Below are 23,187 nucleotides of genomic sequence, written 5' to 3'. Positions count from 1 at the left end.
CAACCTACACGGGCCGCGTATCATGCACATCGCGAATCGCCGGCGCTATGACGGGCGTTAGCCCTTTTCGCGTCGGCCCGGCAGAAGGTGCGTCGAGCGCTGAAGCAACCGGTCGAGCCAACGCCGGGGCATCCAGTAGACGAGATGCGGCGCGATGCGGGCGAGGAAATGACGCCGGTAGCGCGGCGCGGGTCGACGTGCGTGCGCGATCCGCCACACGAGATCGGCAATCACTTCGGGCCGGATGGCGCTTGCGTGCGTCCGGTCCCAACCGCGACGTGCATGGGCATAGTCGGTCGTGTAACGTGTCGAGGCGGCGAACCACGGCGCGCTGTCGCGATACGAGCGTTCCATGAAGCGCGTTGCCACGGGACCCGGCTGAATCGAGACGACGTGGATGCCATCGCGTTCCAATTCCATGCGCAGCGCGTCGGTGATCGCCTCGAGGGCGTGCTTGGTTGCGGCGTATGTGCCGGAGAGCGGCGACGCCAGTTCGCCGGTGACGCTGCTGATGTTCACGATCGTCCCGCCGCCGCCGTTCCGTAGAAACATCGCCGCGCGCCGCGCCAGCGCCGTCGGGGCGAAGACGTTGACCTCGAACATCGCCCGGATCGCCGCGTCGGTCTGGTCCTCGATGGCCCCACGCACGCCGAACCCCGCGTTGTTCACGAGCAGATCGAGTCGGGACGAAATCGAGGCGAATTCGTCCATGAGTGTGTCCGCGGCGCCGGGCGCTGAAAGATCGCAGATCAGGGGTGTCACGCCAGTCAGGCGCGCCAGCGAATCGGCGTCTTCGGACGTTCGGATCGTGGCGAAGACGCGCCAGCCGCCGGCGCTGAACCGCTGGACGATTTCGCGCCCGATTCCCGACGATGCGCCGGTCACGAGCAAAACCTTCGCGCCGATCTCTCCGGCCATCAATTCTCCCAAATCTTCTCGAAATATTTCGAGCCCGTCGCGCGATTTTTCCGTCGGATCAGGGGCCCGTCCAGCTTCCATTTCGCGCGGATTCTCACTATATCTACCGCCAGTTTCCGCGCAATTCGACCGCGGCCGCGGCCGGGTCGAATATGCCGCTTCGAATCGGGGCACCCACTTGTCGCTTTCCGAAGACTATATCGACCACGCCCGGCGCGCACTCTCGCGCGTGGAAAAGCGGCTGCTCGAACTCGACAATACCACGGACCGGCAGGACGGGTTCGACGAGATTTTCCGCGAGGTCCACTCGATCAAGGGAAGCGCGGGGTTTTTCGATCAACCCGCGCTCGGCCGTCGTGCACATCAGGTCGAGAATATCCTCGACGCGCTCCGGACTTCCCGGCTCGACTACACGGACGACGTCGCCGCGTTTCTGATGCTCGGTCGCGACGTTCTGGCGCTCGAGCTCGAACCCGACGCGGATCGCATCGACCGCCGCCCGATGATGACCGACTTCGACCAACGATATCACGCCGTCGCCAAACGCATCGCCGTCGTCCGCCGGCCGCGATTCGACGAGCTGCGCGAAATTCTCAACATGCTCGAGGCGGAGAGCGCGTCGAGCCCGGAGATTCTCGAAACACCGCACGTGCACGAACTGTTTGAGCGGCTCGAAACGCTGCGCGAAGGCCTACGCGCGCACCGCGAGGAGCGGTGGTCGCAGATCGTGGCCGGCGACTCGCTCGCGACGCAGCCTGAGTTCGTCGATTTGCAGGAGATGGAACAGCTCGCACGTCGCATGAAGGACGCCCCGCTTTCGGCCGCCGACGCGAAGCGCTTTCGGCAGCGTCTCGCGCACCTGCAGGATCTGCACGGCGCAAATCCGCGCGTCATGACCGCGGTGGTCAGCCTCGAGCCGCTCTCGCGTTTTCTCGACGACGAGCGCCTCGCGCTGATGCCGCAGTTTCAGACCGACGTGCGTCGCTCGATGCGCGACCTGATCGCCGCGGTGCTCGGCCCACGCGGATCGCGCGTCCAGAAGATGGGGGAGATTCTCGTCGAAGAGGGGCTTCTCCAGGCCGAGGACGTGGTCGACGCGGTCGGGCGTCAACGCCGACTCGGCCAGATCCTCGTGGACGACGGCAAGGTCTCGCCCGCGGACATCGAACGCTCCCTGAACGTTCAACGTCGCCAGACCGATATCCGCGACCTGCTCGACGAGGGTCAGCCGACGCATCTGTCCGTCCGTCGGGCGCGTATCGAGGAGCTTCTCGACGCGATTCGCCGGATTCGCGAACTGACAAGATCGAGTGACGGCACCGCGCCCAAGGCATCGGCCCTGATCGACGACCTCGAGACGCGCATCAACGGGTTGCTCACGGTGCGTTTCCGGGATCTCGTCGATCACATGCCGCGCTACGTTCATGATGTGTCGAAATACCTGAAGACCGAGGCCGACGTGGAGATCGGCGGCGAGGACGTGGAAATCGAGCGGCACTTGGCGGACCGGCTCGGCGCGGCGCTGGTGCATCTGGTCAACAACGCGCTCGCGCACGGCATCGAGGCCGATGCCGGCGAACGCGAGGCGGCCGGAAAACCGGCCCGAGGTCGTATCCGCATCTCGGCGGCGGGCGAGGATTCCCGGGTGTGCGTCGAGGTCGCCGACGACGGACGCGGGCTCGACCGCGAACGAATCGCGGGAAAGGCGCTGGCTCTCGGCATCATCGACGAAACCCGGAACGCCACGATGAGCGATGACGACGTCTGGCGGCTGGTATTTCACCCACGCCTGACGACGTCGGCGTTGGTGAACGAAATCTCCGGCCGAGGTGTCGGGATGAACGTCGTCCTTCGCTCGCTCGAAGAACTCGGCGGATCGATCGAGATCGACAACCGGCCCGGCCGGGGGGTCACATTCCGCCTCGTCGTCCCCGCGTTGAAGCGCTCTTCGAACTAGCCACGTTTCACGAGCCGAAACGGGTCTTCCACGCCCCCTCGATTCGGTCCACGGTCTCGGCGGGAAGCTCCCAGTCCGATCCCGCGAAGAGTTCACCCACCTGCCGCTCGTTGCGCGCGCCAACGATGGCCGACGTGACTTCGGGTCGGCGCAGCACCCACGCGGCGGCGAGTTGCCCGACGCTTCGCCCGTGTTCCGCCGCGATGGCGCGCAGATCTTCCACAAACGTGAGATTCGGCGTCAACTTCGGCTCACGGTAGTTTTCCGAGAATCGTTTTCGCCAGTCCTCATCGGGCAGCGCGTCGATGCGCGAGCGGTCGAATTTGCCGGTCAGAAGCCCGGATGCGAGCGGCGAATAGGCGACCACGCCGATGTTCTGCACGCCGCAATAGGGCAGAATTTCGGCCTCCACGTCCCGGCGCAACAGATGGTAGGGAGGTTGCAGGCTCGCGACGGGCGCAATGACGCCGGCGCGCTCCATCTGCGCCACCGAGAAATTCGAGACGCCGGCGTAACGGACCTTGCCCTCGCGAACGAGGTCCTGAATCGCGCCCCACCCTTCTTCGATCTCGTTGTCGGGATTCGGCCAGTGGATCTGATAGAGGTCGATGACGTCCGTGTTCAGGCGACGCAGCGAATCCTCGCACTCACGCCGGACCGACTCGGCTTTGATACGGCCCGAGATCTTCCCCGCATCGTCCCACACGAGCGCACACTTGGTCGCCACGAAGACGCGGTCCCGGCGGTCTTCGAGCGCCTTCGCCACGACGCGTTCCGATCGCCCGAGGCCATACACCGCCGCCGTGTCGATCCAGTTCACGCCGATATCGAGCGCCACATGGATCGCGCGGATCGAATCGGCGTCGTCCTGCGGCCCCCAGCCAAATTCCCAACCGCCGCCGCCGATGGCCCACGCACCGAATCCGATGACGGACAGTTTTTCGCCGGTCCAGCCGAGTGTTCGTGTACGCAACGCTTCCCCCGATTTCTGGTGGGCAAATTACGATATTCGACTTTTCTCGACCACGGAATCCAACGACGGCACGGAATCGATGAGAAGACGCGTATAGGGGTGCGCGGGATTTCGCAGCACCTCGGCGGTTGGTCCTTGCTCGACGATGCGTCCGTCATACATGACCGCAACGCGCGAACACAGCGCCTTCACGGCGCGGATATCGTGCGTGATGAACATGAGCGTGAATGATCGAGCGCGTCGAATTTCGTCGAGGAGTGCAAGGATCTGCGTCTGGACCGACACGTCGAGTGAGGCGATGGGCTCGTCGGCGACGACGAACTCGGGTTCGAGCGACAAGGCCCTGGCGATGAGCACGCGCTGCCGCTGGCCGCCCGACAATTCGTGGGGAAAACGGCGCGCGACGCCTCCATCCAGCCCGACAAGATTGAGCACTTCGGCGGCCTTTTCGCGCCGCGCCTCACGCCCGCCGATCATTCCGTGGACGAGGAGGCCTTCGGTCACGGCATCGCCGACGCGCATGCGCGGCGAGAGCGCGCCGCCCACGTCCTGAAAGACCATCTGCGCCCGTCGTCGCACTCGATTCCACCCGTCGCGCGAAAGCCCGCTCGTGGCGACGCCGAAAAGCCGGCTGTCGTCCGCCGTCGATGGGACGAGTCCCAACACCGATTTGCCGAGCGAACTCTTACCGCAGCCGGACTCGCCGATGATGCCGAGCGACTCGCCGGCAAAAATGTCGAGATCGACGCCGCGCACCGCGTGCGTGAGCGCGCGCCCGCGCCGGTAATCGACGCGAAGATTTCGGACCTGGAGCACGTGCTCGCCGGACATGCCGAGAATGTAGCCGCGCGCCGCCGCCGCGTCGAGCGAGACGGCCGTCGATCAGTCCGTATCCGCCGTACTGTAGAGTTTCATCCAGATCGGGACGTGGTCGGACAGGTTTGTGACAAAGTTCTGCGTGTTCGCAACGTAGTCGCGCCCGGCGGAGGAAAACTCCGTGAGATAGGACGCCTGAAACCAGAAATGGTCGTAGGCCGAGGCGTACGCGCCCGAGGAATTCAGCGTCGTCGGATCGTTGATCTTCCAACCGACGGTCGGGATCAACGACGTGAACGGCGTCCACCAGCTCGACGTGGCCGGCGCGTTGTGGTCGCCGAGAAGAATCACGTCCTGATCCGTGGATTCCGCGGCCTGCACCGAACCGAAGACCTTGGAAATCTGCGTGACCTCCGCCTTGCGTTCCGTGGTCGATCCGAAAATCGTGTGCCAGTTGATGAACGTGTAGTCCGCGCCGCTACGCACGTCGCGGACCTTCACGATCATCGGCTCGCGCTCGAACTTGTCGCCCACGTCGTTCCAGATCCACCAATCCTCCACGTCCGCGCGGTCGGTGCGGTAAAGCACGGCATAGGCTTCCTTGTACGTGGACCGGCCGATCACGGGCGTCACCTCGGCAACCCACGTAACGCCGGAGAGCGCTTCCAATTCCTCCGCGATGCCCTCGGCCGCCTCGGGATACATGACCTCCTGCAGGAAGACGAGGTCACACCCGTTGGGCGAGGACGCCGACGCGCCGAACTGGTTCCATATCTGCGCGGCGTCGGCCGCGTAGTTTGTCTCGCCCGACCACCCTTCGTGACGCAGGTTCCAGCTCAGAACGCGAAGACTGGATGAAGCCGCGATCGCCTGGTCCTCCTCCCACGAGTCCCAATCCTCGCCGTCCCCATCGAAATCGCTTTCGTCGCCGCAGCCCAAAAGAAGTCCCGCGCTCGCCACCAGGATCCACAACACCACAAAAGCGGGTCGCTTCGACATCACACCCTCCTAATTCGGGTAGTCACCGGCGGAGAATATGATCGCCGCGCCCGACGCGCAACGCCCGCCCGTCTCGCCGAATCACCCGTCGCCTCCCGCGCCGACGAATGCTCGTGTCGAGTTGACAACACGCGGCATTTCCAAGATATTTCGCGCGGCCGGGCCGGCTTAGCTCAGGTGGTTAGAGCACACGGCTCATAACCGTGGTGTCCGGGGTTCGACTCCCTGAGCCGGCACATCCCCCGAAAACGAATCCACGGCGGACGCGGAAAGCACCCGCGCCTGACGTGGATTCCTTTTTCGGCCCCGACGAGTCTGTTACGGTTCAAGAGCGCGGGGGCGACACCCCCGCCGAAAGGAACACCATGCCGGGCATGACCCTCGCCGAAAAAATCATCGCCGCCCACGCCGGCCGCGATCGCGTGTCGCCGGGCGAATTCGTCACCGCCAAGGTGGATCTCGTCATGGCGAATGACGTGACCGCCCCCGCCGCCATCCGCGTCTTCGAAAAGCAGCTCGGCGCGAAAGACGTGTTCGACCGCGAGCGTGTGGCGCTCGTCTCCAGCCATTTCACGCCGAACAAGGACATCGCCTCCGCCGAGATGGCCAAGGTGATGCGCGATTTCGCGAAGAAATACGCGATCAAACACTACTTCGAGATCGGCAAGGGCGGCGTGGAGCACGTCGTGCTACCCGAAAAGGGCATCGCCCTGCCCGGCGACCTGATCGTCGGCGGCGACTCGCATACCTGCACCTACGGCGCGCTCGGCGCGTTCGCCTCGGGTTTCGGCAGCACCGACGTGGGCTGCTCAATGGCCACGGGCGACGTGTGGCTGCGTGTGCCCGAAACGACCCGGGTGCGCGTCACGGGGTCGTTCGGCGATTTCGTGGGCGCCAAGGATCTCGTGCTGCACCTGATCGGCCGGATCGGCGACGACGGCGCGCTCTACGAGGCGCTCCAGTGGGAAGGCGAAACGATTGCGGCGCTCTCGATCGAGGGACGCCTCACGATCAGCAATATGGCCATCGAATCCGGCGCGAAAGCCGGCCTGATGCAGGCCGACGAGAAGATTCAGGCATACTGTGAGGCTCGAAAGACACGCGAGTTCCGCGTGTTCACGCCCGATGCCGACGCGATCTACAAACGCAATATCGACATCGACGTGTCGGCGCTCGAGCCCACCGTGGCCTGCCCCATGCTGCCCAGCAACACGCGGCCGATCAGCCAGGTCGCCGGGCAGGAAGTCGATCAGGTCTATATCGGAAGCTGTACGAACGGGCGCTATGAGGACCTCGCCCTCGCCGCGTCGGTCATGCGCGGGCACGAGGTGGCCGTGCGCACGATCGTCGTTCCCGGCAGTCAGGAAGTCTGGATCCGCGCCAACCGCGACGGATTGCTCCAAACCTTCGCCGAAGCGGGGTGCGTGGTCTCGACGCCGGGTTGCGGCGCGTGCCTGGGCGGCTACATGGGCGTACTCGGCAAGGACGAGCGGTGCCTTTCCACCACGAACCGCAATTACGTGGGACGCATGGGGCACCCCGAGGCCAAGGTGTGGCTCGCCAATCCCGCGGTGGCGGCGGCGACGGCGGTCACGGGGCGGATCACGCACCCGGCCGACATCGCGAATCGCAAGGTGGCGTAACGAAATTTTCACCGGCGCGGCGCGCCGTGCATTGGACGAATGACGATGCAAACCGTGTTCAAAGGCAAGGTCTGGAAGTTCGGCCGTGACATCGACACCGACGTCATCATCGCGGCGCGGTATCTCACGAGCATCGATGCGAAGGTGCTCGGCGCGAATTGTCTGGAGGTCGCCGATCCCGATTTTCCGACGTCCGTGAAGCCGGGCGACATCATCGTCGCGGGTGAAAACTTCGGCTGCGGATCGAGCCGCGAACACGCCCCACTCGCCATTCAGGGCTGCGAGGTCGGCTGCATCGTCGCCAAGAGCTTCGCGCGCATCTTCTACCGCAACGCGGTGAACCTCGGCCTGCCGGTCGTGATCTGCCCCGAGGCGGTGGACGCCGTGGAAAAAGGCGACATGCTCGAGGTCGATTTGGGTTCGGGAAAGGTGAAGACGACGTCGGGAAAGGTGTTCGACGCCGTGCCGATGCCCGAATTCATGGCACATCTCTTCGCGGCAGGCGGACTCGTGCCCTACACGCGTGAGCGCCTGCGCGCCATGGACAATCTGCGCGACGCGTAGCTCGTCCTTCAGAACATCGCGTAAACAAACTGCGCAGTCTTGGTCGAGAGGATCGTGAGGATCACGATCACGACAAACAGCGCCGTTCCGAAGATCGTGTCGCGCGAGAGATCGACGATCCACTTCTTCATGGCGTCTGCTCCGAGCGGTAGTCGCCGCTCTTTCCGCCTGTCTTTTCGACAAGCCGGATCGAGCCGATCGTCATGGCCTTGCTGACCGACTTGCACATGTCGTAGATCGTGAGCGCCGCGATCGCGACCGCCGTCAGCGCTTCCATCTCCACCCCGGTTTGCCCGGTGAGTTTCACGAACGAGTCGATTTCGACGGCGTGACGCGCGTCGTCGAGCGCAAATGCGATCTCGACCGAGCCGAGCGGCAGGGGGTGGCACAGCGGGATGAGTTCCCACGTGCGTTTCGCCGCGCCGATCCCCGCGATGCGCGCCGCCGCCAGCACGTCGCCCTTGGGCACGCGCCCGTCGCGCAGCAGCGCGAACGCCTCGGCACCGACCACAATCTCGCCCCGCGCCCGGGCCGTTCGCACCGACTCGCCCTTGCCGGTCACGTCCACCATTCGGGCCGCGCCGCGTTCGTCCAGATGCGTGAAGCGCGCGTCGTCCGTCACCCCACCCCTCCGTCGAGAAATTGGAAGCGCACGAGATCGCCGTCGGCATATGGTTCGTCCCGCGCCGGGAAATGCGCCAGCGCGCGCCCGAGCGCCATCGGCAGCAGCAATCCCGAACTCTGCGAACCCGCGAGATGCACCCGGTAACCTTCCGGCGTCGCCTCGGGGATCACGCGGGCGAAACTCGGCCGGCCCTTCGAGGCCAAACGCCCAACGAGGCGGCCCCACGCCATCGGCGTCTCGATGTCAGCAAATCCCTGCAATCGTCGGATCAAAGGCTTGAGGTAAACGTGAAAACACACGAGCGCCGCCGCGGGATTTCCCGGCAGGCCGAAGACGTGCGTGCGTTCGCCGATGCGGCCGTACGACATGGGTTTGCCGGGTTTTTGCGCGACCTTGTCGAAGCGAAGTTCCACGCCGAGGTTCTTCATCGCGCTCTTGACGAAATCGAACTCCCCCACCGACACGCCGCCCGAGCTGATGACGATGTCGTGCGACACGACCGCGCCGAGAAGGCGCTCCGTGATCTTCGCCAAATCGTCCGGCGCGTGGCCCAGATCCTCGGCGATCGCACCGGCAGCCATCGCCGCCGCGACCAGCGCCGGGCTGTTCGAGTTGCGGATTTGGCCGCGCCCCGGCGTCTGGGACACAGCCACGAGCTCGGACCCCGTCGCGATGATCGCTACGCGCGGCCGTTTGCCGACCGGCACCGTGGCGACGCCGAGCGAAGCGAGCACGCCGATGTGCGCGGAGGTGAGTTCCGCGCCGATGTCGAAAACGCGCTGCCCCGCCTTCACGTCTTCGCCCATCGGGCGCACGTGATCGCCAAGCCTCGCGCCCCGGCGCACCACCGCGTGCGCTCCTTCGTATTCCACGTCCTCGACCGGAATCACGGCGTCCGCGCCGGGCGGCACGGCCGCGCCGGTCATGATCTTCGCGGCGCAGGTCGCCGTGACGACGAGGTCCGTCACCTGCCCCGCCCCGATCGTCCCCAAAAGCCGCAGCCGCACGGGCCGCTCCGGCGACGCGTCGCGGGTGTCTTCCCAACGCACCGCGATGCCGTCCATGCCCGCGTTATCCGCCGGAGGGACGTGGCAATCCGAAACGATCGGAGCGCCGAGCGCCCGGCCGAGCGCCGCAGCAAGGTCGACCGTCTCGATCCCGATCGCGCTCACGTTTTCCAGGACGGCGAGTTTGGCTTCCTCAATGCTGAAAGCGGCCATGCAAACCTCTCGCGGGCAGTATATGGCTTCGCGCGAACTCGTCTACGCCGTCGTCCGGCTCACCCGCACAACTCTTTGAAATCGCCAATTGGGGTGCTAATGTGCGCCCCCCATGACAACCCCATCCACGCCGATGCGCGTCATTTTGTTCACCGGCAAGGGCGGAGTCGGCAAGACGACCCTGTCCGCCGCGACGGCCGTGGCGTGCGCCCGGCGGGGGCTGCGCACCATTGTCCTCTCCACCGACGCGGCGCATTCGCTCGCCGACGTGCTCGACACGACGATCGGCGGCGAACCCAAGACCATCGAGCCGAACCTCACCGCGCAGGAGGTCAGCGTCAACGTCGAACTGCGTCGTCACTGGGGGCGCATTCAACGGTATCTCACGCAGTTCCTCGCCGCGCGCGGCTATCAGGAGCCGGTGGCCGAGGAACTGGCGGTCGTGCCCGGCATGGAGGACCTTTTCGCGCTTATCAAGCTGCTCGACCTGGAGGAGAGCGGCGAATACGACGTGGCGATCATCGACTGCGCACCGACCGGATCGACCCTTCAGCTCCTCGGTCTCGCCGACGTGCTCCAGTGGTACATGGAGAAGTTCTACGACATCGAAAAACGCATCGCGCTGGCGATCAAACCGATCGCCGAGCGCGTCATCAAGGCGCCGATGCCCGACAAGGAGGTCTACTCCAACGTCGAAAACATCTACGCGCGCGTGATGAAAGTGCGTGACCTGCTCACCGATCCCGACCGCGCGTCGATCCGCCTGGTCACGAATCCCGAAAAGATCGTCGTTCAGGAGACGCAGCGCGCGCACACCTACCTGTCGCTATTCGGCTTTCCCGTCGACGCGGTGATGACGAACCGGATCCTGCCCGCGTCCGCGGGAAAGGGCTTTTTCAAAGACTGGATACGGTTGCAGAAGGAGTACGTGGAGCGCATCCATCAGGCGTTCGCGCCGCTGCCGATCCTCTCCACGGCGCTCTATCCCACGGAGATGCTCGGCCTCGACCGGCTCGCGGAGATGGCGGCCGCGACTTACAACGGCTATGCGCCCAACGAGGTGTTGTGGCGCGGCAAACCGTTCACCCTCGATGGAGCGGACGGGCGATACCAAATGGCGCTGCATCTGCCCGGCGTCGAGCGAAAAGACATTCAGCTTTGGGCCAAACACGATGAGCTGATTGTCGGCGTCGGCGATCTGCAGAGGCATATCATTTTGCCTCGCGTGCTGATCGGCCATGTCGTGACGCGCGCGAAATACGAGAACTCCGCCTTTCACATCACCTTCGAGAAAAACGCGTGACCGCCGAAATCCAAAGTCTCACGGATTTTCTTGCGGCCTTCGACAAGGCGCGCGGGCATATCAAGACGTCGGAGCGCGAATTTTTGCTCGCGGCGCGCGAAACGCTGACGGTTTTCGTGCGTCTCGGTGAACAAACCGGCACCGAGGCGCTGGGCCTGCCGCTTCACATCCTGCGCATCATGGTCGCGACACTCGACTTTCTCATCACGCTGGTTCCCGAATCCGCGCCCGAGGAACAACTCGTCGCGGCAAAGCGGGTGGCGATCGAACAGCTCATCGGCGTCCTCGACGGCGAGGCGAAGCGCGTCGTGAAGTCAGCCGATTCGCAGGCCGACCTCGCCAAGGTCGAGGCGATTCAGGGGCTCATCAAATACTTTCAGGCGGAACTCGCCGCCCTGTCCGACGACTCCGCCACGGCGAAGCAACGCCGCCAGCGGATCACGCGCATCGACGTCGAATAGCCATCCCCGCCATGCCGCTCGCCGTGCAAACCGTCTTCGCCTTCGCCGCCATGGCGTCGCTCGTCGGGTTGGGACACGCCCTGCGACGGGTGTTGCGCATCGACACGGGCGGCGCGGGACTCGACTTCGCGTTGGCGTTCGCCGCGCTCAGTTTCGTCGGCACGCTCGTCGCCGCCTTGGGGCTGCTCACCTGGCCCGTGGCCAAGGTCATCGCTCAACTGGTCGGTGTCGGCGGGCTGACGGCACTGTGGGCGCAACGACGCCGGGTGTTCGGAGACGTTTCGCGCACCGAACTCGGGGCGACCGCCGCGCTCGCGCTGATGTGTGCGCCGTCGCTCTTCATGGCGGCCGCGCCGCCCGTCGCGCGCGACGCGCTCGTCTATCACCTGCCGATTGCGCGGCGCATTCTCGACTCGGGCGGGCTTGGCGTCCCCGTCGGCGACGTTTACGGATTCTTCCCGGCGGGAGCCGAGATCGTTCACGCTCTCGCGATGGCCCTGCTCGGCGAACGTGCGCCCGCGACAATCCACCTGCTCACCGGCGTCGCCGCCGCGTGGATGCTCTTCGACGTTCTCCGGAGCCGCGCGGGCGACCTCCCCGCGTTCATCGTCGCCGCGTCGTTCGCGTCAGCCCCCGTTGGCATCGTCTTCGCCGGAACCTCTTATGTCGATCTCACGCTCTGCATGGCGCTCGCCGCCGCGATGTCGCTCATCGACGCCTTCTCGGATAACTCTCGCGTACGCGACCTTGCGGTCGCCGGCGTTTTCGCCGGTCTCGCCGTTTCGATCAAATACACGGCGCTGCTCTATGTTGGGCTCCTCGCGCTGCCGATCCTGCTCACCGCGCGGTCCAAGCGTCCGCGCGAAGTTGCGTGCGCCCTCGCCGTCTATGCTTCCAGTGCCCTGATATGCGCTTCGCCGTTCCTTCTCAGAAACGCTCTGTCCGTCGGAAATCCGGTGTTTCCCTTCGCGTACGAAATCTTCGGCGGACCAGGTTGGGATGCCGAGCGCGCGCGCTCCTTTGACATGTTCCTGCACGGCTACGGCGCGGGTTACTCGATCCCCAGCCTCGTGGCGCTGCCCTTTCGGCTCTCGCTCACGGGACGATTCGGTTCGACTTGGTATGACGGCGTGATCGGTCCCGCCGCAATGCTGCTTTTCGTCGGCGCGCTTGTTGCCGCGATCCGTCGTTCGAAGTTCCACACGCCGGGATTCGGCGTCGTCGCGCTCGCGGCGTGTTGTTCGTACCTCTTCGGCTCGCATCAGGCCCGATTTGCCTTGCCCGTGCTCGCGCTCTTGGCACCGGTCGCGGCCTCGGGGTTGCGTGACCTCATCGACATGCGCGCCCGCGCGAAAGCGGTCGTCGCTGGTGCGACGGTCCTCGCCCTGCTGGGCAACGCGGCGCTCACGGCGCGCGAGTTCGCCCGCCTGAATCCCTTTGCCGCCTCGATTTCTTCCGAAGCGGCCGCCGAATATCAAGGGCGGCGCATCCCTGGTTGGAAGATCTATCTCCACCTCAACTCCCAAGCGACCGGCGGCGACCGCGTGTTGTGCGCCATGACCGGAAACTTCCGCGACCTGCTGCGCGTGCCGCACGATGTCGATGCGATCTTCGAGGACCATACGATTCGCCAGGTCCTCGATGGCGCGAAATCCCCCGGTGATGTCCGCGATGCATTTGCAAAACGCGGTTGGACGTATTTCTTTTTCGACGTGCGTGCGCTAGACAAGGCGCTCGACGGTCCCGCCAGAAATCTCCTGGTGGAATTTCTGCTCCAGTTCGGCAAATTGGCCGCCCAAGACGGAAATTTTCTTCTGTATCACTTCGAACCGAACCCGATATGAGCCTCCTCGTCGCCGATAACGTCCACCTCGCCTTCGGATCGAAGACGATTCTCGACGCCGCCACGTTCACCATCGGCCGGCGCGACCGCCTCGGCGTGATCGGTCCCAACGGCACCGGCAAGTCCACGTTGCTTCGGCTTCTCATGGGGACGATGGAACCCGACAACGGGCGCATCGTGCGGACTCGCGGCGTGCGCATCGGCTATCTGCCGCAGGACGTGCAGGAGATTCAGGACGCGCCCCTGCTCGAAGTCGTTCTCGCCGCCGCCCCGGGCCGCGACGGGCTGACGCGGCGACTCGACGAGACGCAGGCCGAGCTGGCGGGCAGCGCCGACACCGATGAGCAGATGGAGCTGTCTGAAACGCTCTACCACCTGCACGAAGAACTCGACCGCTTCGAGACGATGTTCGCTACGCACGAAGCCGAAAAGATTCTCGTCGGGCTTGGTTTTCGCGAGCGCGACTTCTCCCGGCCGCTGCACGAGTTCTCGGGCGGTTGGAAGATGCGCGCGATTTTGGCGGGACTGCTCTTCACGCAGCCCGACCTGATGTTGCTCGACGAACCGACGAACCACCTCGACGTGCCGTCGCTGCTCTGGTTCGAGAAGTACCTCAAGGATTATGGCGGCGCGTTTTTGCTCATCAGCCACGACCGCGAATTCCTGAATCGCCAGATCGAGCGGGTGCTGTCGTTCGAGGTCGAAGGACTGCGTTCGTACACCGGCGATTTCGAGTCGTACCTGGAACTGCGCGAGCAGGAACTCGAACTGCTCGAAGCGCGTGCGAAAAACCAAGAGCGAATGATCGCGCAGAACGAGCGATTCATCCAACGCTTCCGCTACAAGGCGACGAAGGCGCGGCAGGTGCAAAGCCGGGTCAAACGGCTCGAAAAGCTCGAACGGATCGAATTGCCCAACCACCGCCGCACGCTGGACTTCGAGTTTGCGCCGACGCCGCGCTCGGGCCGCGAGGCGATCCGCGTGGTGAAACTCGACAAGGCGTTCGGCGACAATGTGCTATTCCGCAAGCTCGATTTGACGGTGTTGCGGCAGGAACGCATCGCCATCGTCGGGCGCAACGGCGCCGGGAAGACCACGCTGCTGCGGATGATCGCGGGCGAACTCAACCCCGACGCCGGCGCGGTGGAGATCGGGCACAACGTGGCCGTGGCGTACTACGCGCAGCACCACAGCGACCAGCTCTCGCAACGGCTCTCAATATTGCAGGAAGTGCAAAGCGTCGATCCCAGCGCGGGACCGACTCGAGTTCGCACGATTTGCGGCGTGTTCCTGTTTTCGGGCGACGACGTGGACAAGTCGTGCGCCGTGCTTTCGGGCGGTGAAAAGGCGCGCGTCGTGCTCGCAAAACTGCTGATGAAGCCCGGAAATTTGCTGCTGATGGACGAACCGACGAACCACCTCGACCTCTACTCGACCGAGGCGTTGATGCAGGCGCTGGAAACCTATGACGGCACGCTGCTGTTCGTCAGCCACAACCGCGCATTCATCAATCGGCTCGCCACCACGCTGTGGGATCTCGACGGCACGGGCGTGACGATCTACCCCGGCAATCTCGACGATTACGAGTACCACCTCGCACAAAAGGCCGCGCGCGCCGCCGCTCCCACCCGGGTTACGACGCAACCCGATTCACGCCCGGCGGAGCGCGGGAGCCGCAAGGACGAGCGCCGCGCGCAAGCCCAGCGAATCGAGGAACGCAACAAGGCGCTGCGGCCCGTCAAACGAGCGATCGAGGAGCTGGAGGGACGCATCGCCGCGCTGGAGGCCGAGCAGAAGGACTTGGAGACGAAGTTGGCCGATCCGGAGTTCGACGGGAGCGGCGAGGCCGGCGAGGCCACACGGCGTTACCGGCAAAACATGGCGAAGATCGAGGAACTCATGGCGCGCTGGGAGCATCGGCAGGAAGACCTCGCCAAGACCTCCGCGCGATTCGAGATCGCGGACGAGGAAACTTGATCGAAATCACGGCTCTCGCGGAACGTTTAATTCGTAGATCGTCGCGAGCGGCACGTGTTTCGGCGAGAGGTCGTTTCGCAGGTACAGGTCGAATCCGCCCACCCGCTGCACCCCGCGATATTCCTTTCGAATTACGCTCCGAATCACCTCCGGCTGAGAAATTCCGTAACCGCGCGACAGCGTGAACCCGCCCGACCAATTGCGCGGATTGCGCACAGCCGCGATGACCCTTGGACGCTCGTCGGCGAGGCACCGCGCGAACCGCCCTTCCTCGCCCGGCCTCCCCTCGAGAATCGGCACGATGGTCGTGAAACCGCACATCGCGGCCCGTTCGGAGTAAAGGAACAGGCCGGGCTCCGAACCCCAACCCGCGACAACGTCGTTCTCGCCCGTGTTACCCGCGATCCAGTTGGCGGCGTCCACCATGAGCGCTGCGTCGAAGTCTGTTGCATGCTCGAAAAAACGCCCGTGATACGTGACGACATCCTCGCCGCGCAGGTACGGACCGATGAATTCGACCGAGCGGATTGCACCCGGTAATGGCGATGCGATCAGGATGCCCGCACAAATGAGTGGCGCGGACCAGCGCGTCGCACGAGAAAACGGGGCTGTTCGCATCAGCGCGGAATACGCGCCGGCGACGGCGAGCGCGCCAAGCCCCGCGAGCGGCAACAGAGCGGCGAGGTCCACCGGCGGACGTGTACACGACGCGAGCCAGAGCGCGATCGCGCCGCCCGCGACGAGCCGCCTGCTCGACGCTTCGGCGGCGGTTTTCGCGCCGAGCGCGATCCACGTCGCTACCGCAACGAGGACGAGCGCCGATGTCAACATTCGGTCGAACGGAGCAAACGCCGCGCGGGAATGCGCCGCGACGATGGCCCGGAGCGCTTCGAACGTGTCTCGGCCTTGGCCGGCCAACGCGATCACGGCGCACAGGCCGGCGAGAACGCCGGCGAGCTCCCACGCCCCGAATCGGTTTCGTTCATCGTTTGGTCGATCCGCGTTTCTACGAAATTGATCGTACGCGTACGCGGAGACAACGACGACCGTTTCCCGTGCAAATGCGATTCCCACGCCGACGAAGAACCCGAATCCGACGCGGGCGGCCTTGCGGTCCGCGGCGGCGAATTCGAGCGCCAGCACAACGGGCAACGCCGCAAGTGCGACGGGCGAAAAGACGCTCCGCGCTCCTCCCGCGACGATGGTCGCGGCGTAAACCAACGCCGCCAGCGCCCCCCCTTTCGAAAAGACCTTTCGCGCCGCGAGATAGAGAAATAGCGACGTCATCCAGTGCCAGAGCGCGAACGCGGCGGCGAGCGTTTCTGCCGGTCGCTCCGGGCCGAACGTCAGCGTCGCCGCCGCAAGGAGCGCGGCGCCGACTTCTCCATCCATGACGCAATTCGACACGTCGTGGGTACCGCGAACGAGTGCCGATCCGTTGAGCGCCGTGAGCGATGCTTCACGCGTGAGCGGCGCGAACGCGAAGGGAAAAATGAGAGTCGCCGAGACAATGGCGACGACCACCAGCATGGGATCGAGCACCGAAGGTTTGGAAGGATGGTGCGACATGCCGTGCGATCATATCACAGCGACGTTTGCGAGACCCCCCGTCGACTTGACACCCGATGGAACCGCGACGAATCTGGCGCGGTCACGGCACGATGAGTTTGGAGTGAAAACATGGCCGTTTGCCGGGTCTGCGGCGCGCGCGCGGACATGGTCTCGACACGCAAGCTGCACCTTTTTCCGACGGACGAGCGGTACTTCTGCGAGCGGCACTACGCGGCCGCGGTGCGTTCGCGGGACACCTCGCTGGGTCTCTTCGTCCTGTTCTCGATCGCCGCTCTGGTCGGCGCGATTTTTTTCAAGCTCGAGGTCGAGCGTACCGAGGCCGAGAATCGACTGGAATTGCACAACCGCACGATCGCCGAACGCGACTTCGACCGCGACGGCTACCTCGACGTCTGGGAGACGCAGGCCGGTCCCCATCAGATCGATGCGTTCCACAAGGTCGGCTATCCATGGGCCACCGTGGCGGGCGAAGCGGCGTCGGACAAGACGCCGTTCATCACCATTCCGGTACAACAGTGGCAATCGCTGATCGAGAACAACGTCGACGTGCGCGTGGCGGTGAATTTTCCGCAGGCCATGAGAGGCTTCGTCGAACGACTCACGGATCCGCAGTCTGCAACGCAGATCGAACGCGTCTTTCTCACGACGCACCGCGATCTCGCGATGATCGTGCGCACCTACGAAAAGCCGCCGGCCGAGTGGCCACCGGCAGCCAAACCGACACCGAGAGCTTCAAAGAAGAAAGGCGAGCCGGACGCGGAGACCCAGGCACCGGCTCCTCCGGTCAAGACGGTCGCAACGTGGCTGTGCTTTGAGCCGCTGACCCTCAAGGAAGGGCTGCTCATCACGCAGGTCCTGGGGTTGAAACCCGAGACCTTGCCCTTCGCCTATCAGGATGTTGCCCCGGAAGAGCGCTGAGAACGTCGCGCGTCAGAACGACTGCACGAAATTGAACGGATAGCTGAACTGGAACGGTTCCGGAGACTCCGGAAAGCGCCAGCGCTGGATCTTCGCAACCATGCACTCGGTGAGTTCGCGGTTGCGCACGGTGTCTTCAAGCGTCTTGACGTTGCTGACGGCGCCGTCGGCCGCAACGCCGATTTCGACATTGAACCGACCGTGGACATTGGCGTCGAACTTCAGCACGCGTTCGTAGCAGTTGCGGATTCCGCCCAGGTTCGCCTGAATCACCTTGACGATCATCTTCTGGTTCAGCCCGCCGCCGTCATCGGCCATCACCTCGCCGAACATGATGCGATGACCCTTTTTGTCGCCGATGGTGACGTCGCCGAGCGTGCCGATCGCCTCGGAAATGTCCACGTCCACTTTGCCGGACTTCAGGTCATCGCCTTCTTTTGTCGAGGTCGTCACCGCCGCGACGCCGGAGCCGGAGTCGTGATCCACGTCGATCTGCTGGTCCTTGATCTTGTTTTCAGTCTGGACCTCGGCTTCGACCTTCATGTCACTGTTTTCGAGCTGCTTTTTGAGTTTCTGCGTGTCCTCGGCGGTCACTTCGAGGCCGATCACCTCGATGGTTTCCACCTCGCCCGGCGGAATGGTCGTCGTGGGCGTCGCGCTCGTGGTCGTCGAGACCGTCGTGGTCGAGGTGGTGGGGATCGACGGTCCGACCGTCGGACCCGCCCAGGAGCGGGAACCGAACGATCCGAACACCTCGCCGCCGATTGCCGGCAAAACGAGGGCGGCGACGAGAATCGCCGCCATCGTCCAGATTGTCGAATGCCGCTGCGTCATGGGCATACGCTCCAAATTCCGGGCCAGTATATCACAGACCGAGCGCCTTTTTCATCGTGACGCCGATCGCACTCGGATCCTCGACCACGTGGACGCCGGCCGACTCGAGCGCCTTGAGCTTTTCGCGCGCGCCGCCCTTGCCGCCGGAAATGATCGCCCCGGCATGGCCCATGCGTTTGCCCGGAGGCGCCGAAAGTCCCGCGATAAAGGATACTATCGGCTTTTTCACGTATTCCTTGACGAATTGCGCCGCGTTTTCCTCCGCCGCGCCGCCGATTTCCCCGATCATCACCACGCCGTCCGTGTCCGGGTCGTCCTGGAAAAGACGCAGCGCGTCGATGAAATTGGTCCCGATGATGGGGTCGCCGCCGATGCCGATACAGGTGGACTGGCCGATCCCCAGCGCGGTGAGCTGATCGACCGCCTCATACGTGAGGGTGCCGCTTCGCGAAACGACGCCGATTTTGCCCGGCATGTGGATGTGACCCGGCATGATGCCGACCTTCGCCTCGCCGGGGGTAATGATGCCGGGGCAATTGGGACCGATCACGCGCACGTTGCGTCCGCGCAGCGACGCCATCGCGCGCACCATGTGGCGAACGGGGATCCCCTCGGTGATGGTGACGATGAGCGAAACGCCCGCGTCGGCCGCCTCGAGAATCGCGTCGGCCGCGAAGAACGGCGGAACGAAGATGAGCGCCACATTCGCATCGGTCTTCTTCACCGCGTCGGCGACCGTGTTGAAGACGGGGATACCGTCCACATCCGAGCCGCCTTTGCCCGGCGTGACGCCCGCGACGACGTTCGTCCCATACGCGATGCATTGCCGCGCGTGAAACGTGCCTTCCTTGCCGGTGAGGCCCTGCACGACAATGCGGCTGTTTTTGTTGACGAGAACGCTCATGACAGCGCTCCTTTCTCGGCCTTCACGGCTCTTTGCGCAGCGTCGAGCAGATTGTCGGCGGTGATGAACGGGAAGTCGGCGTTTTTCAGAATCTCTTTCGCCTGATCCGAGTTCGTTCCGGACAGGCGCACGACCACCGGCACGTTCACCTGAACATGCTTCATCGCCTCGAGGATGCCGTTCGCGACCATGTCGCATTTGACGATGCCGCCGAAGATGTTGATGAGGACGGCCTTCACATTCGTGTCGGCCATCAGGAGCGTGAACGCGCGGATGACGTTCTGAACATTCGCGCCGCCCTTGATGTCGAGGAAGTTCGCGGGCCGCCCGCCGCACTTGAGGATGATGTCCATCGTCCCCATCGCAAGCCCGGCGCCGTTGACGAGGCAGCCGATGCCGCCGTCCATCTTCACGTAGTCGACGCCGTAACGGTCGGCGAGAATTTCGAGCGGTTCCTCTTCCTCGAAATCGCGCAGCGCCGCGTATTCCTTGTGCAGCCCGAGGGCGTTGTCGTCGAACGTGACCTTCGCATCGAGCGCGAGCACCTCATTCTGCTTCGTCACGACGAGCGGATTGACCTCGAGCAGCGAGCAGTCGAGCCCCTCGAACGCCTTGTAGGCGGCTTCCGCGAAGGCCACGAGCTTTTTCGTCACGTCGTCCGCGAGGCCGAGCCCGTAAGCGAGTTTGCGCCCCACGTAGCCCGACCAACCGACGAGCGGATCGATCGCGACCGTGACGATCGCCTCCGGGTTTTTCGCGGCGACCTCTTCGATATCCATGCCGCCTTCGACGCTCGCCATGAGCACGGGGCACTGGCGTTCGCGATCGACGAGGATGCTGAAGTACAGCTCCTTGGCGATGTCGATTCCCTTTTCGATCAGAAGTCGATGGACGACCTTTCCCTCGGGGCCCGTCTGCGGCGTCACGAGCGTCATGCCGAAGATTTTCTCCGCCGCCGTCGTGACTTCGTCGATCGACTTGACGACCTTGACGCCGCCGCCCTTGCCGCGGCCGCCGGCGTGAATCTGCGCCTTGACCACGAACACATCGCCGCCCAATTGCCGCGCCGCCGGATACGCGCCCGCTGGATGGTCGACATACCGACCCTCCGGAGTGGGCACTCCGTGCCTGCGAAGCAGCTCCTTCGCCTGGTATTCATGAATCTTCATCGTGCAACCCCATCGTGCAACCCTGGTGCGTTGTGGAAACCGGATACAGCCGTAAAGTGCGCGGGAGCTTAGGGCGGGTCAGGGAATTTTTCAATATTTCCGCCGGGTTCGCGGCGGATTTTCGTCAGTCGGTCTCCGGCGGATCTCCCGAACCAGGTTGGGGATCAGGAATGGCCGATGAGGATGTCGCCCGGTTGGTCACGGCTTCCGCGTCCGATTCGGAACGAATCGGACGGTTAATTCGCGCGCGCAATTCCTTGCCGACCTTGAAATGGGGCAGGCGTTTACCCTCGACGGTAATGGTCTCCCGTGAACGAGGGTTACGGCCCTGATAGGTCGGATACTGCTTGACGATGAGTGAGCCGAATCCACGGATCTCGATGCGTTCGCCGCGTTTGAGCGCCTCGGTCATCTCGTCGAGAATGAGCTCGAGCACCTGCGCGGCCTTCTTCTCGGAAACGCCGTCCGCCGTTGACAAGGCCGCAATCAGCTCGGACTTGTTCATGACCGGCCAAAATCTACCTGAAAGTGATGATATTCGAAGTTACGCCCCGGGTTTTCGAGTGTCAAGCGCGAATTCGGAACCGAAACGGGCGTATCTCCCGAATTTTTCAGCGAAACCCATGGCTCCGGGCGACGGTGAATACGCAAAAGGGCCGGAGTCGCCCCCGGCCCTTCAAGTTCACGTCGGATGCGAGGTTACTTGACCTCTTTGATCTCCAGCTTGTTGATGACGACGGGTGTCGCCGGCCGGTCCTGCGCGCCGGTTTGCACCTTCGAGACCTTCTCGACAATGTTGTAGCCATCGACCACTTCGCCGAAGATCGTGTGCTTGCCGGTCAGCCACGGCGTCGCCTTGACGGTGACGAAGAACTGGCTGCCGTTGGTGCCGGGCCCCGCGTTTGCCATGGCGAGCAGGCCAACCTTGTCGAACTTGAGCGACGGATCGAACTCGTCGCCGAACTTGTAGCCCGGGCCGCCGCGGCCGGTGCCCTCGGGATCGCCGCCCTGGATCATGAAGTCGGGAATGACCCGGTGGAAGATCAGGCCGTCATAGAAGTTGCCCTTTTTCGCCGCGCCCGTCTTGATGTCCTTGTATTCCTTCGTGCCGGTGGCGAGACCGACGAAGTTTTCCACGGTCTTCGGCGCCTTGTCGGGAAACAGCTTGACCGTGAAATCGCCCTGCGTCGTGTGAAAGATTGCGTACATGCCCTTCCCCAGTTGTCCGGCGGACGCCGGGCCCGCCGCGACCGCCGCGAACAGAACCAGCGCGGTGAACGCCGCGAGAGTGGATCGGAAACTCATCTTGCTCCTCCTGCGATATTCTGACGCCCGCGCTACGCGGACGCGAGAAACGATTCGACGTACTGGTCGTACGCGGCGCGCAGCCGCGTGGTGACGGGTCCCGTGCCGCCCGATCCGACGGTTTCGCCGTCGAGCTGCGTGATCGCGATCAGCTCCGCCGTCGTGCCTGTGAGAAAGACCTCGTCGGCGCGGCGGAACTTGTCGAGCGTCAAACCCTCTTCGCGTATCGGGACACCGATTTCACGTCCGAGTTTCATCACCAGATCGCGCGTGATGCCCGGCAGGATGTGCGGACCGAGGGGATACGTGTACACGACGCCGCCATCCACCGCAAAGGCGTTGGCCGCGGTAGCCTCGCGCACGACGCCGTCCGGGCCGTAGAAAATCGCTTCATCGAACCCGCTGTCCAGCGCCTGCTGCTTAGCGAGCACGTTGCCGAGCAGGTTGAGCGTTTTGAGGTCACATCGTCCCCAGCGAAAGTCCGCGATGGTCACCGCGCGAAGGCCCTTGGCGATCTCTTCGGAGGGCGGCGGCGTGACCGGGCGGATCGTGGCGTGAATCGACGGCTTCACACCGGCGGGATACGGATGATTGCGCGGCGCGACTCCGCGTGTCACGCAGTAGTACAGTTTCGCGCGATCGAATCCCGAGCGCGCCACCATCTCAATCATGACCGCGCGCACCTCGTCCATGTCCACGCCGCGAATGGCAATGCCGTCCAGGCTCATTTTCAGGCGGACGAGGTGTTCGTCGAAAAGAAACAGCCGACCGCCGAAGACGTAGAGAACCTCGTAAACGCCGTCGCCGAACTGGTAGCCCCGATCGTCGATGGAGACGACGGCTTCCTCGATCGGTCCGTATTTTCCGTTGACGTACGCCAGCTCGGGCATCGATTCACTCCGTCGGATGGAATTCGGACCGCCCTTTTAGAGGGAAATCCGGGGGGACACAAGAACACCCATCACCGAACCGCCGCGAGCGTCACTCGTACTTGAGCGCCTCGCGATGTGTGGGAAAAAGCCGGGGACATCCCAGCGCGTAGCGATGGGTGTCCCCGGCTCTCGTCTTTGGCCCTTTGACTCGACACGGTGAGGCTTGCGGTCAGTCGGAATTTGTTAGTTGGCGGCGTACAGGACGGCCGAGTCGAGCCTCGGGAGGGAATTCGGGGACTTCGCCAGTCTCCTGG

General features: G+C 64.1%; 21 protein-coding genes and 1 tRNA gene. 9 read left to right on the top strand and 13 right to left on the bottom strand.

Features of this window, described 5'->3' with window-relative positions:
* Positions 1–57: 57 nt before the first annotated feature.
* Entirely contained in the window at positions 58–918 is an 861-nt protein-coding gene (locus tag IT350_17715; protein MCC6159894.1) for an SDR family NAD(P)-dependent oxidoreductase, read from the bottom strand.
* Between the two features lie 178 nt (positions 919–1,096).
* Here IT350_17715 and IT350_17710 point away from each other — a divergent pair, with 178 nt between their 5' ends.
* The gene (locus tag IT350_17710) at positions 1,097–2,875 is read left to right on the top strand and encodes an Hpt domain-containing protein (GenBank protein ID MCC6159893.1); all 1,779 of its coding nucleotides are present in this window, start codon (positions 1,097–1,099) and stop codon (positions 2,873–2,875) included.
* Positions 2,876–2,882: 7 nt separating this feature from the next.
* Here IT350_17710 and IT350_17705 read toward each other — a convergent pair whose 3' ends face one another.
* From IT350_17705 to IT350_17695, 3 genes are read right to left on the bottom strand one after another with little or no spacing between them, the layout of a single operon-like run.
* Positions 2,883–3,848, bottom strand: a complete 966-nt coding sequence (locus tag IT350_17705) for an aldo/keto reductase (GenBank protein MCC6159892.1) — start codon at positions 3,846–3,848, stop codon at positions 2,883–2,885.
* Between the two features lie 27 nt (positions 3,849–3,875).
* Positions 3,876–4,679: an ABC transporter ATP-binding protein gene (locus tag IT350_17700; protein ID MCC6159891.1), complete on the bottom strand. Its 804-nt coding sequence runs from the start codon at positions 4,677–4,679 to the stop codon at positions 3,876–3,878.
* 51 nt (positions 4,680–4,730) lie between these two features.
* A complete protein-coding gene (locus IT350_17695) occupies positions 4,731–5,663 on the bottom strand; it encodes a deoxyribonuclease I (protein ID MCC6159890.1) in 933 nt (310 codons plus the stop codon).
* Positions 5,664–5,825: 162 nt separating this feature from the next.
* Here IT350_17695 and IT350_17690 point away from each other — a divergent pair.
* The 3 genes from IT350_17690 (at position 5,826) to IT350_17680 (ending at position 7,870) form a co-directional block, all read left to right on the top strand.
* Positions 5,826–5,899 (top strand) — tRNA-Met (locus IT350_17690).
* Positions 5,900–6,028: 129 nt separating this feature from the next.
* Entirely contained in the window at positions 6,029–7,306 is a 1,278-nt protein-coding gene (locus tag IT350_17685; protein ID MCC6159889.1) for a 3-isopropylmalate dehydratase large subunit, read from the top strand.
* Positions 7,307–7,351: 45 nt separating this feature from the next.
* Positions 7,352–7,870 (top strand): 3-isopropylmalate dehydratase small subunit, encoded by a 519-nt coding sequence (locus tag IT350_17680; protein ID MCC6159888.1) that lies wholly within the window; start codon positions 7,352–7,354, stop codon positions 7,868–7,870.
* A gap of 127 nt (positions 7,871–7,997) precedes the next feature.
* Here the strand turns inward: IT350_17680 and moaC are convergent, their stop codons facing one another.
* Together moaC and IT350_17670 are read right to left on the bottom strand one after the other, a co-directional pair.
* Positions 7,998–8,492, bottom strand: coding sequence for a cyclic pyranopterin monophosphate synthase MoaC (gene moaC, locus IT350_17675; GenBank protein ID MCC6159887.1), 495 nt, complete (start codon positions 8,490–8,492; stop codon positions 7,998–8,000).
* Complete coding sequence (locus IT350_17670; GenBank protein MCC6159886.1) at positions 8,489–9,715, bottom strand: molybdopterin molybdotransferase MoeA; 1,227 nt, start codon at positions 9,713–9,715, stop codon at positions 8,489–8,491. Before IT350_17670 ends, moaC begins: the two co-directional genes overlap by 4 nt.
* A 112-nt stretch (positions 9,716–9,827) precedes the next feature.
* Here IT350_17670 and IT350_17665 point away from each other — a divergent pair, with 112 nt between their 5' ends.
* Genes IT350_17665 through IT350_17650 form a run of 4 tightly spaced genes read left to right on the top strand, consistent with a single transcriptional unit; the run spans position 9,828 to position 15,299 of the window.
* Positions 9,828–11,018 carry an ArsA family ATPase gene (locus tag IT350_17665; protein ID MCC6159885.1) on the top strand — a complete coding sequence of 397 codons (1,191 nt, stop codon included), beginning with the start codon at positions 9,828–9,830 and terminating at the stop codon, positions 11,016–11,018.
* Positions 11,015–11,479 (top strand): hypothetical protein, encoded by a 465-nt coding sequence (locus IT350_17660; GenBank protein MCC6159884.1) that lies wholly within the window; start codon positions 11,015–11,017, stop codon positions 11,477–11,479. The genes IT350_17665 and IT350_17660 overlap by 4 nt, the downstream gene beginning before the upstream one ends.
* Positions 11,480–11,490: 11 nt before the next feature.
* The gene (locus IT350_17655) at positions 11,491–13,323 is read left to right on the top strand and encodes a glycosyltransferase family 39 protein (protein MCC6159883.1); all 1,833 of its coding nucleotides are present in this window, start codon (positions 11,491–11,493) and stop codon (positions 13,321–13,323) included.
* Positions 13,320–15,299, top strand: a complete 1,980-nt coding sequence (locus IT350_17650) for an ABC-F family ATP-binding cassette domain-containing protein (protein ID MCC6159882.1) — start codon at positions 13,320–13,322, stop codon at positions 15,297–15,299. The genes IT350_17655 and IT350_17650 overlap by 4 nt, the downstream gene beginning before the upstream one ends.
* Positions 15,300–15,305: 6 nt before the next feature.
* Here the strand turns inward: IT350_17650 and IT350_17645 are convergent, their stop codons facing one another.
* Positions 15,306–16,868, bottom strand: coding sequence for a hypothetical protein (locus tag IT350_17645; GenBank protein ID MCC6159881.1), 1,563 nt, complete (start codon positions 16,866–16,868; stop codon positions 15,306–15,308).
* Positions 16,869–16,979: 111 nt separating this feature from the next.
* Between IT350_17645 and IT350_17640 the strand changes: the two genes are divergently transcribed.
* Positions 16,980–17,789: a hypothetical protein gene (locus tag IT350_17640; protein MCC6159880.1), complete on the top strand. Its 810-nt coding sequence runs from the start codon at positions 16,980–16,982 to the stop codon at positions 17,787–17,789.
* Between the two features lie 12 nt (positions 17,790–17,801).
* Here the strand turns inward: IT350_17640 and IT350_17635 are convergent, their stop codons facing one another.
* The 6 genes from IT350_17635 to IT350_17610 form a co-directional block, all read right to left on the bottom strand.
* Positions 17,802–18,623, bottom strand: a complete 822-nt coding sequence (locus IT350_17635) for an AgmX/PglI C-terminal domain-containing protein (protein MCC6159879.1) — start codon at positions 18,621–18,623, stop codon at positions 17,802–17,804.
* Positions 18,624–18,654: 31 nt separating this feature from the next.
* Positions 18,655–19,527: a succinate--CoA ligase subunit alpha gene (gene sucD / locus IT350_17630; GenBank protein ID MCC6159878.1), complete on the bottom strand. Its 873-nt coding sequence runs from the start codon at positions 19,525–19,527 to the stop codon at positions 18,655–18,657.
* The gene (gene sucC / locus IT350_17625) at positions 19,524–20,696 is read right to left on the bottom strand and encodes an ADP-forming succinate--CoA ligase subunit beta (GenBank protein MCC6159877.1); all 1,173 of its coding nucleotides are present in this window, start codon (positions 20,694–20,696) and stop codon (positions 19,524–19,526) included. The genes sucD and sucC overlap by 4 nt, the downstream gene beginning before the upstream one ends.
* Positions 20,697–20,820: 124 nt before the next feature.
* Positions 20,821–21,201 (bottom strand): integration host factor subunit beta, encoded by a 381-nt coding sequence (locus tag IT350_17620; GenBank protein MCC6159876.1) that lies wholly within the window; start codon positions 21,199–21,201, stop codon positions 20,821–20,823.
* 194 nt (positions 21,202–21,395) lie between these two features.
* On the bottom strand, positions 21,396–21,905 hold the full coding sequence (locus tag IT350_17615; GenBank protein MCC6159875.1) for a peptidylprolyl isomerase: 510 nt from the start codon (positions 21,903–21,905) through the stop codon (positions 21,396–21,398).
* Positions 21,906–22,033: 128 nt separating this feature from the next.
* The gene (locus IT350_17610; GenBank protein ID MCC6159874.1) at positions 22,034–22,891 is read right to left on the bottom strand and encodes a D-amino acid aminotransferase; all 858 of its coding nucleotides are present in this window, start codon (positions 22,889–22,891) and stop codon (positions 22,034–22,036) included.
* Between the last annotated feature and the right edge of the window lie 296 nt (positions 22,892–23,187).

Source organism: Deltaproteobacteria bacterium (assembly GCA_020845895.1).
Taxonomy (GTDB): Bacteria; Lernaellota; Lernaellaia; order JACKCT01; family JACKCT01; genus JADLEX01.
Note: the sequence above shows the minus strand (reverse complement) of the source record. Positions and strands in the feature narration are given on the sequence as shown.

Bases quoted from the DNA above. Each gene is read 5' to 3' on its own strand.
- IT350_17715 (MCC6159894.1), bottom strand. From the start codon at position 918: ATGGCCGGAGAGATCGGCGCGAAGGTTTTGCTCGTGACCGGCGCATCG.
- IT350_17700 (MCC6159891.1), bottom strand. From the start codon at position 4,679: ATGTCCGGCGAGCACGTGCTCCAGGTCCGAAATCTTCGCGTCGATTAC.
- IT350_17695 (MCC6159890.1), bottom strand. From the start codon at position 5,663: ATGTCGAAGCGACCCGCTTTTGTGGTGTTGTGGATCCTGGTGGCGAGC.
- IT350_17685 (MCC6159889.1), top strand. From the start codon at position 6,029: ATGCCGGGCATGACCCTCGCCGAAAAAATCATCGCCGCCCACGCCGGC.
- IT350_17680 (MCC6159888.1), top strand. From the start codon at position 7,352: ATGCAAACCGTGTTCAAAGGCAAGGTCTGGAAGTTCGGCCGTGACATC.
- IT350_17670 (MCC6159886.1), bottom strand. From the start codon at position 9,715: ATGGCCGCTTTCAGCATTGAGGAAGCCAAACTCGCCGTCCTGGAAAAC.
- IT350_17665 (MCC6159885.1), top strand. From the start codon at position 9,828: ATGACAACCCCATCCACGCCGATGCGCGTCATTTTGTTCACCGGCAAG.
- IT350_17655 (MCC6159883.1), top strand. From the start codon at position 11,491: ATGCCGCTCGCCGTGCAAACCGTCTTCGCCTTCGCCGCCATGGCGTCG.
- IT350_17650 (MCC6159882.1), top strand. From the start codon at position 13,320: ATGAGCCTCCTCGTCGCCGATAACGTCCACCTCGCCTTCGGATCGAAG.
- IT350_17645 (MCC6159881.1), bottom strand. From the start codon at position 16,868: ATGTCGCACCATCCTTCCAAACCTTCGGTGCTCGATCCCATGCTGGTG.
- IT350_17640 (MCC6159880.1), top strand. From the start codon at position 16,980: ATGGCCGTTTGCCGGGTCTGCGGCGCGCGCGCGGACATGGTCTCGACA.
- IT350_17635 (MCC6159879.1), bottom strand. From the start codon at position 18,623: ATGACGCAGCGGCATTCGACAATCTGGACGATGGCGGCGATTCTCGTC.
- sucD (MCC6159878.1), bottom strand. From the start codon at position 19,527: ATGAGCGTTCTCGTCAACAAAAACAGCCGCATTGTCGTGCAGGGCCTC.
- sucC (MCC6159877.1), bottom strand. From the start codon at position 20,696: ATGAAGATTCATGAATACCAGGCGAAGGAGCTGCTTCGCAGGCACGGA.
- IT350_17620 (MCC6159876.1), bottom strand. From the start codon at position 21,201: ATGAACAAGTCCGAGCTGATTGCGGCCTTGTCAACGGCGGACGGCGTT.
- IT350_17615 (MCC6159875.1), bottom strand. From the start codon at position 21,905: ATGTACGCAATCTTTCACACGACGCAGGGCGATTTCACGGTCAAGCTG.
- IT350_17610 (MCC6159874.1), bottom strand. From the start codon at position 22,891: ATGCCCGAGCTGGCGTACGTCAACGGAAAATACGGACCGATCGAGGAA.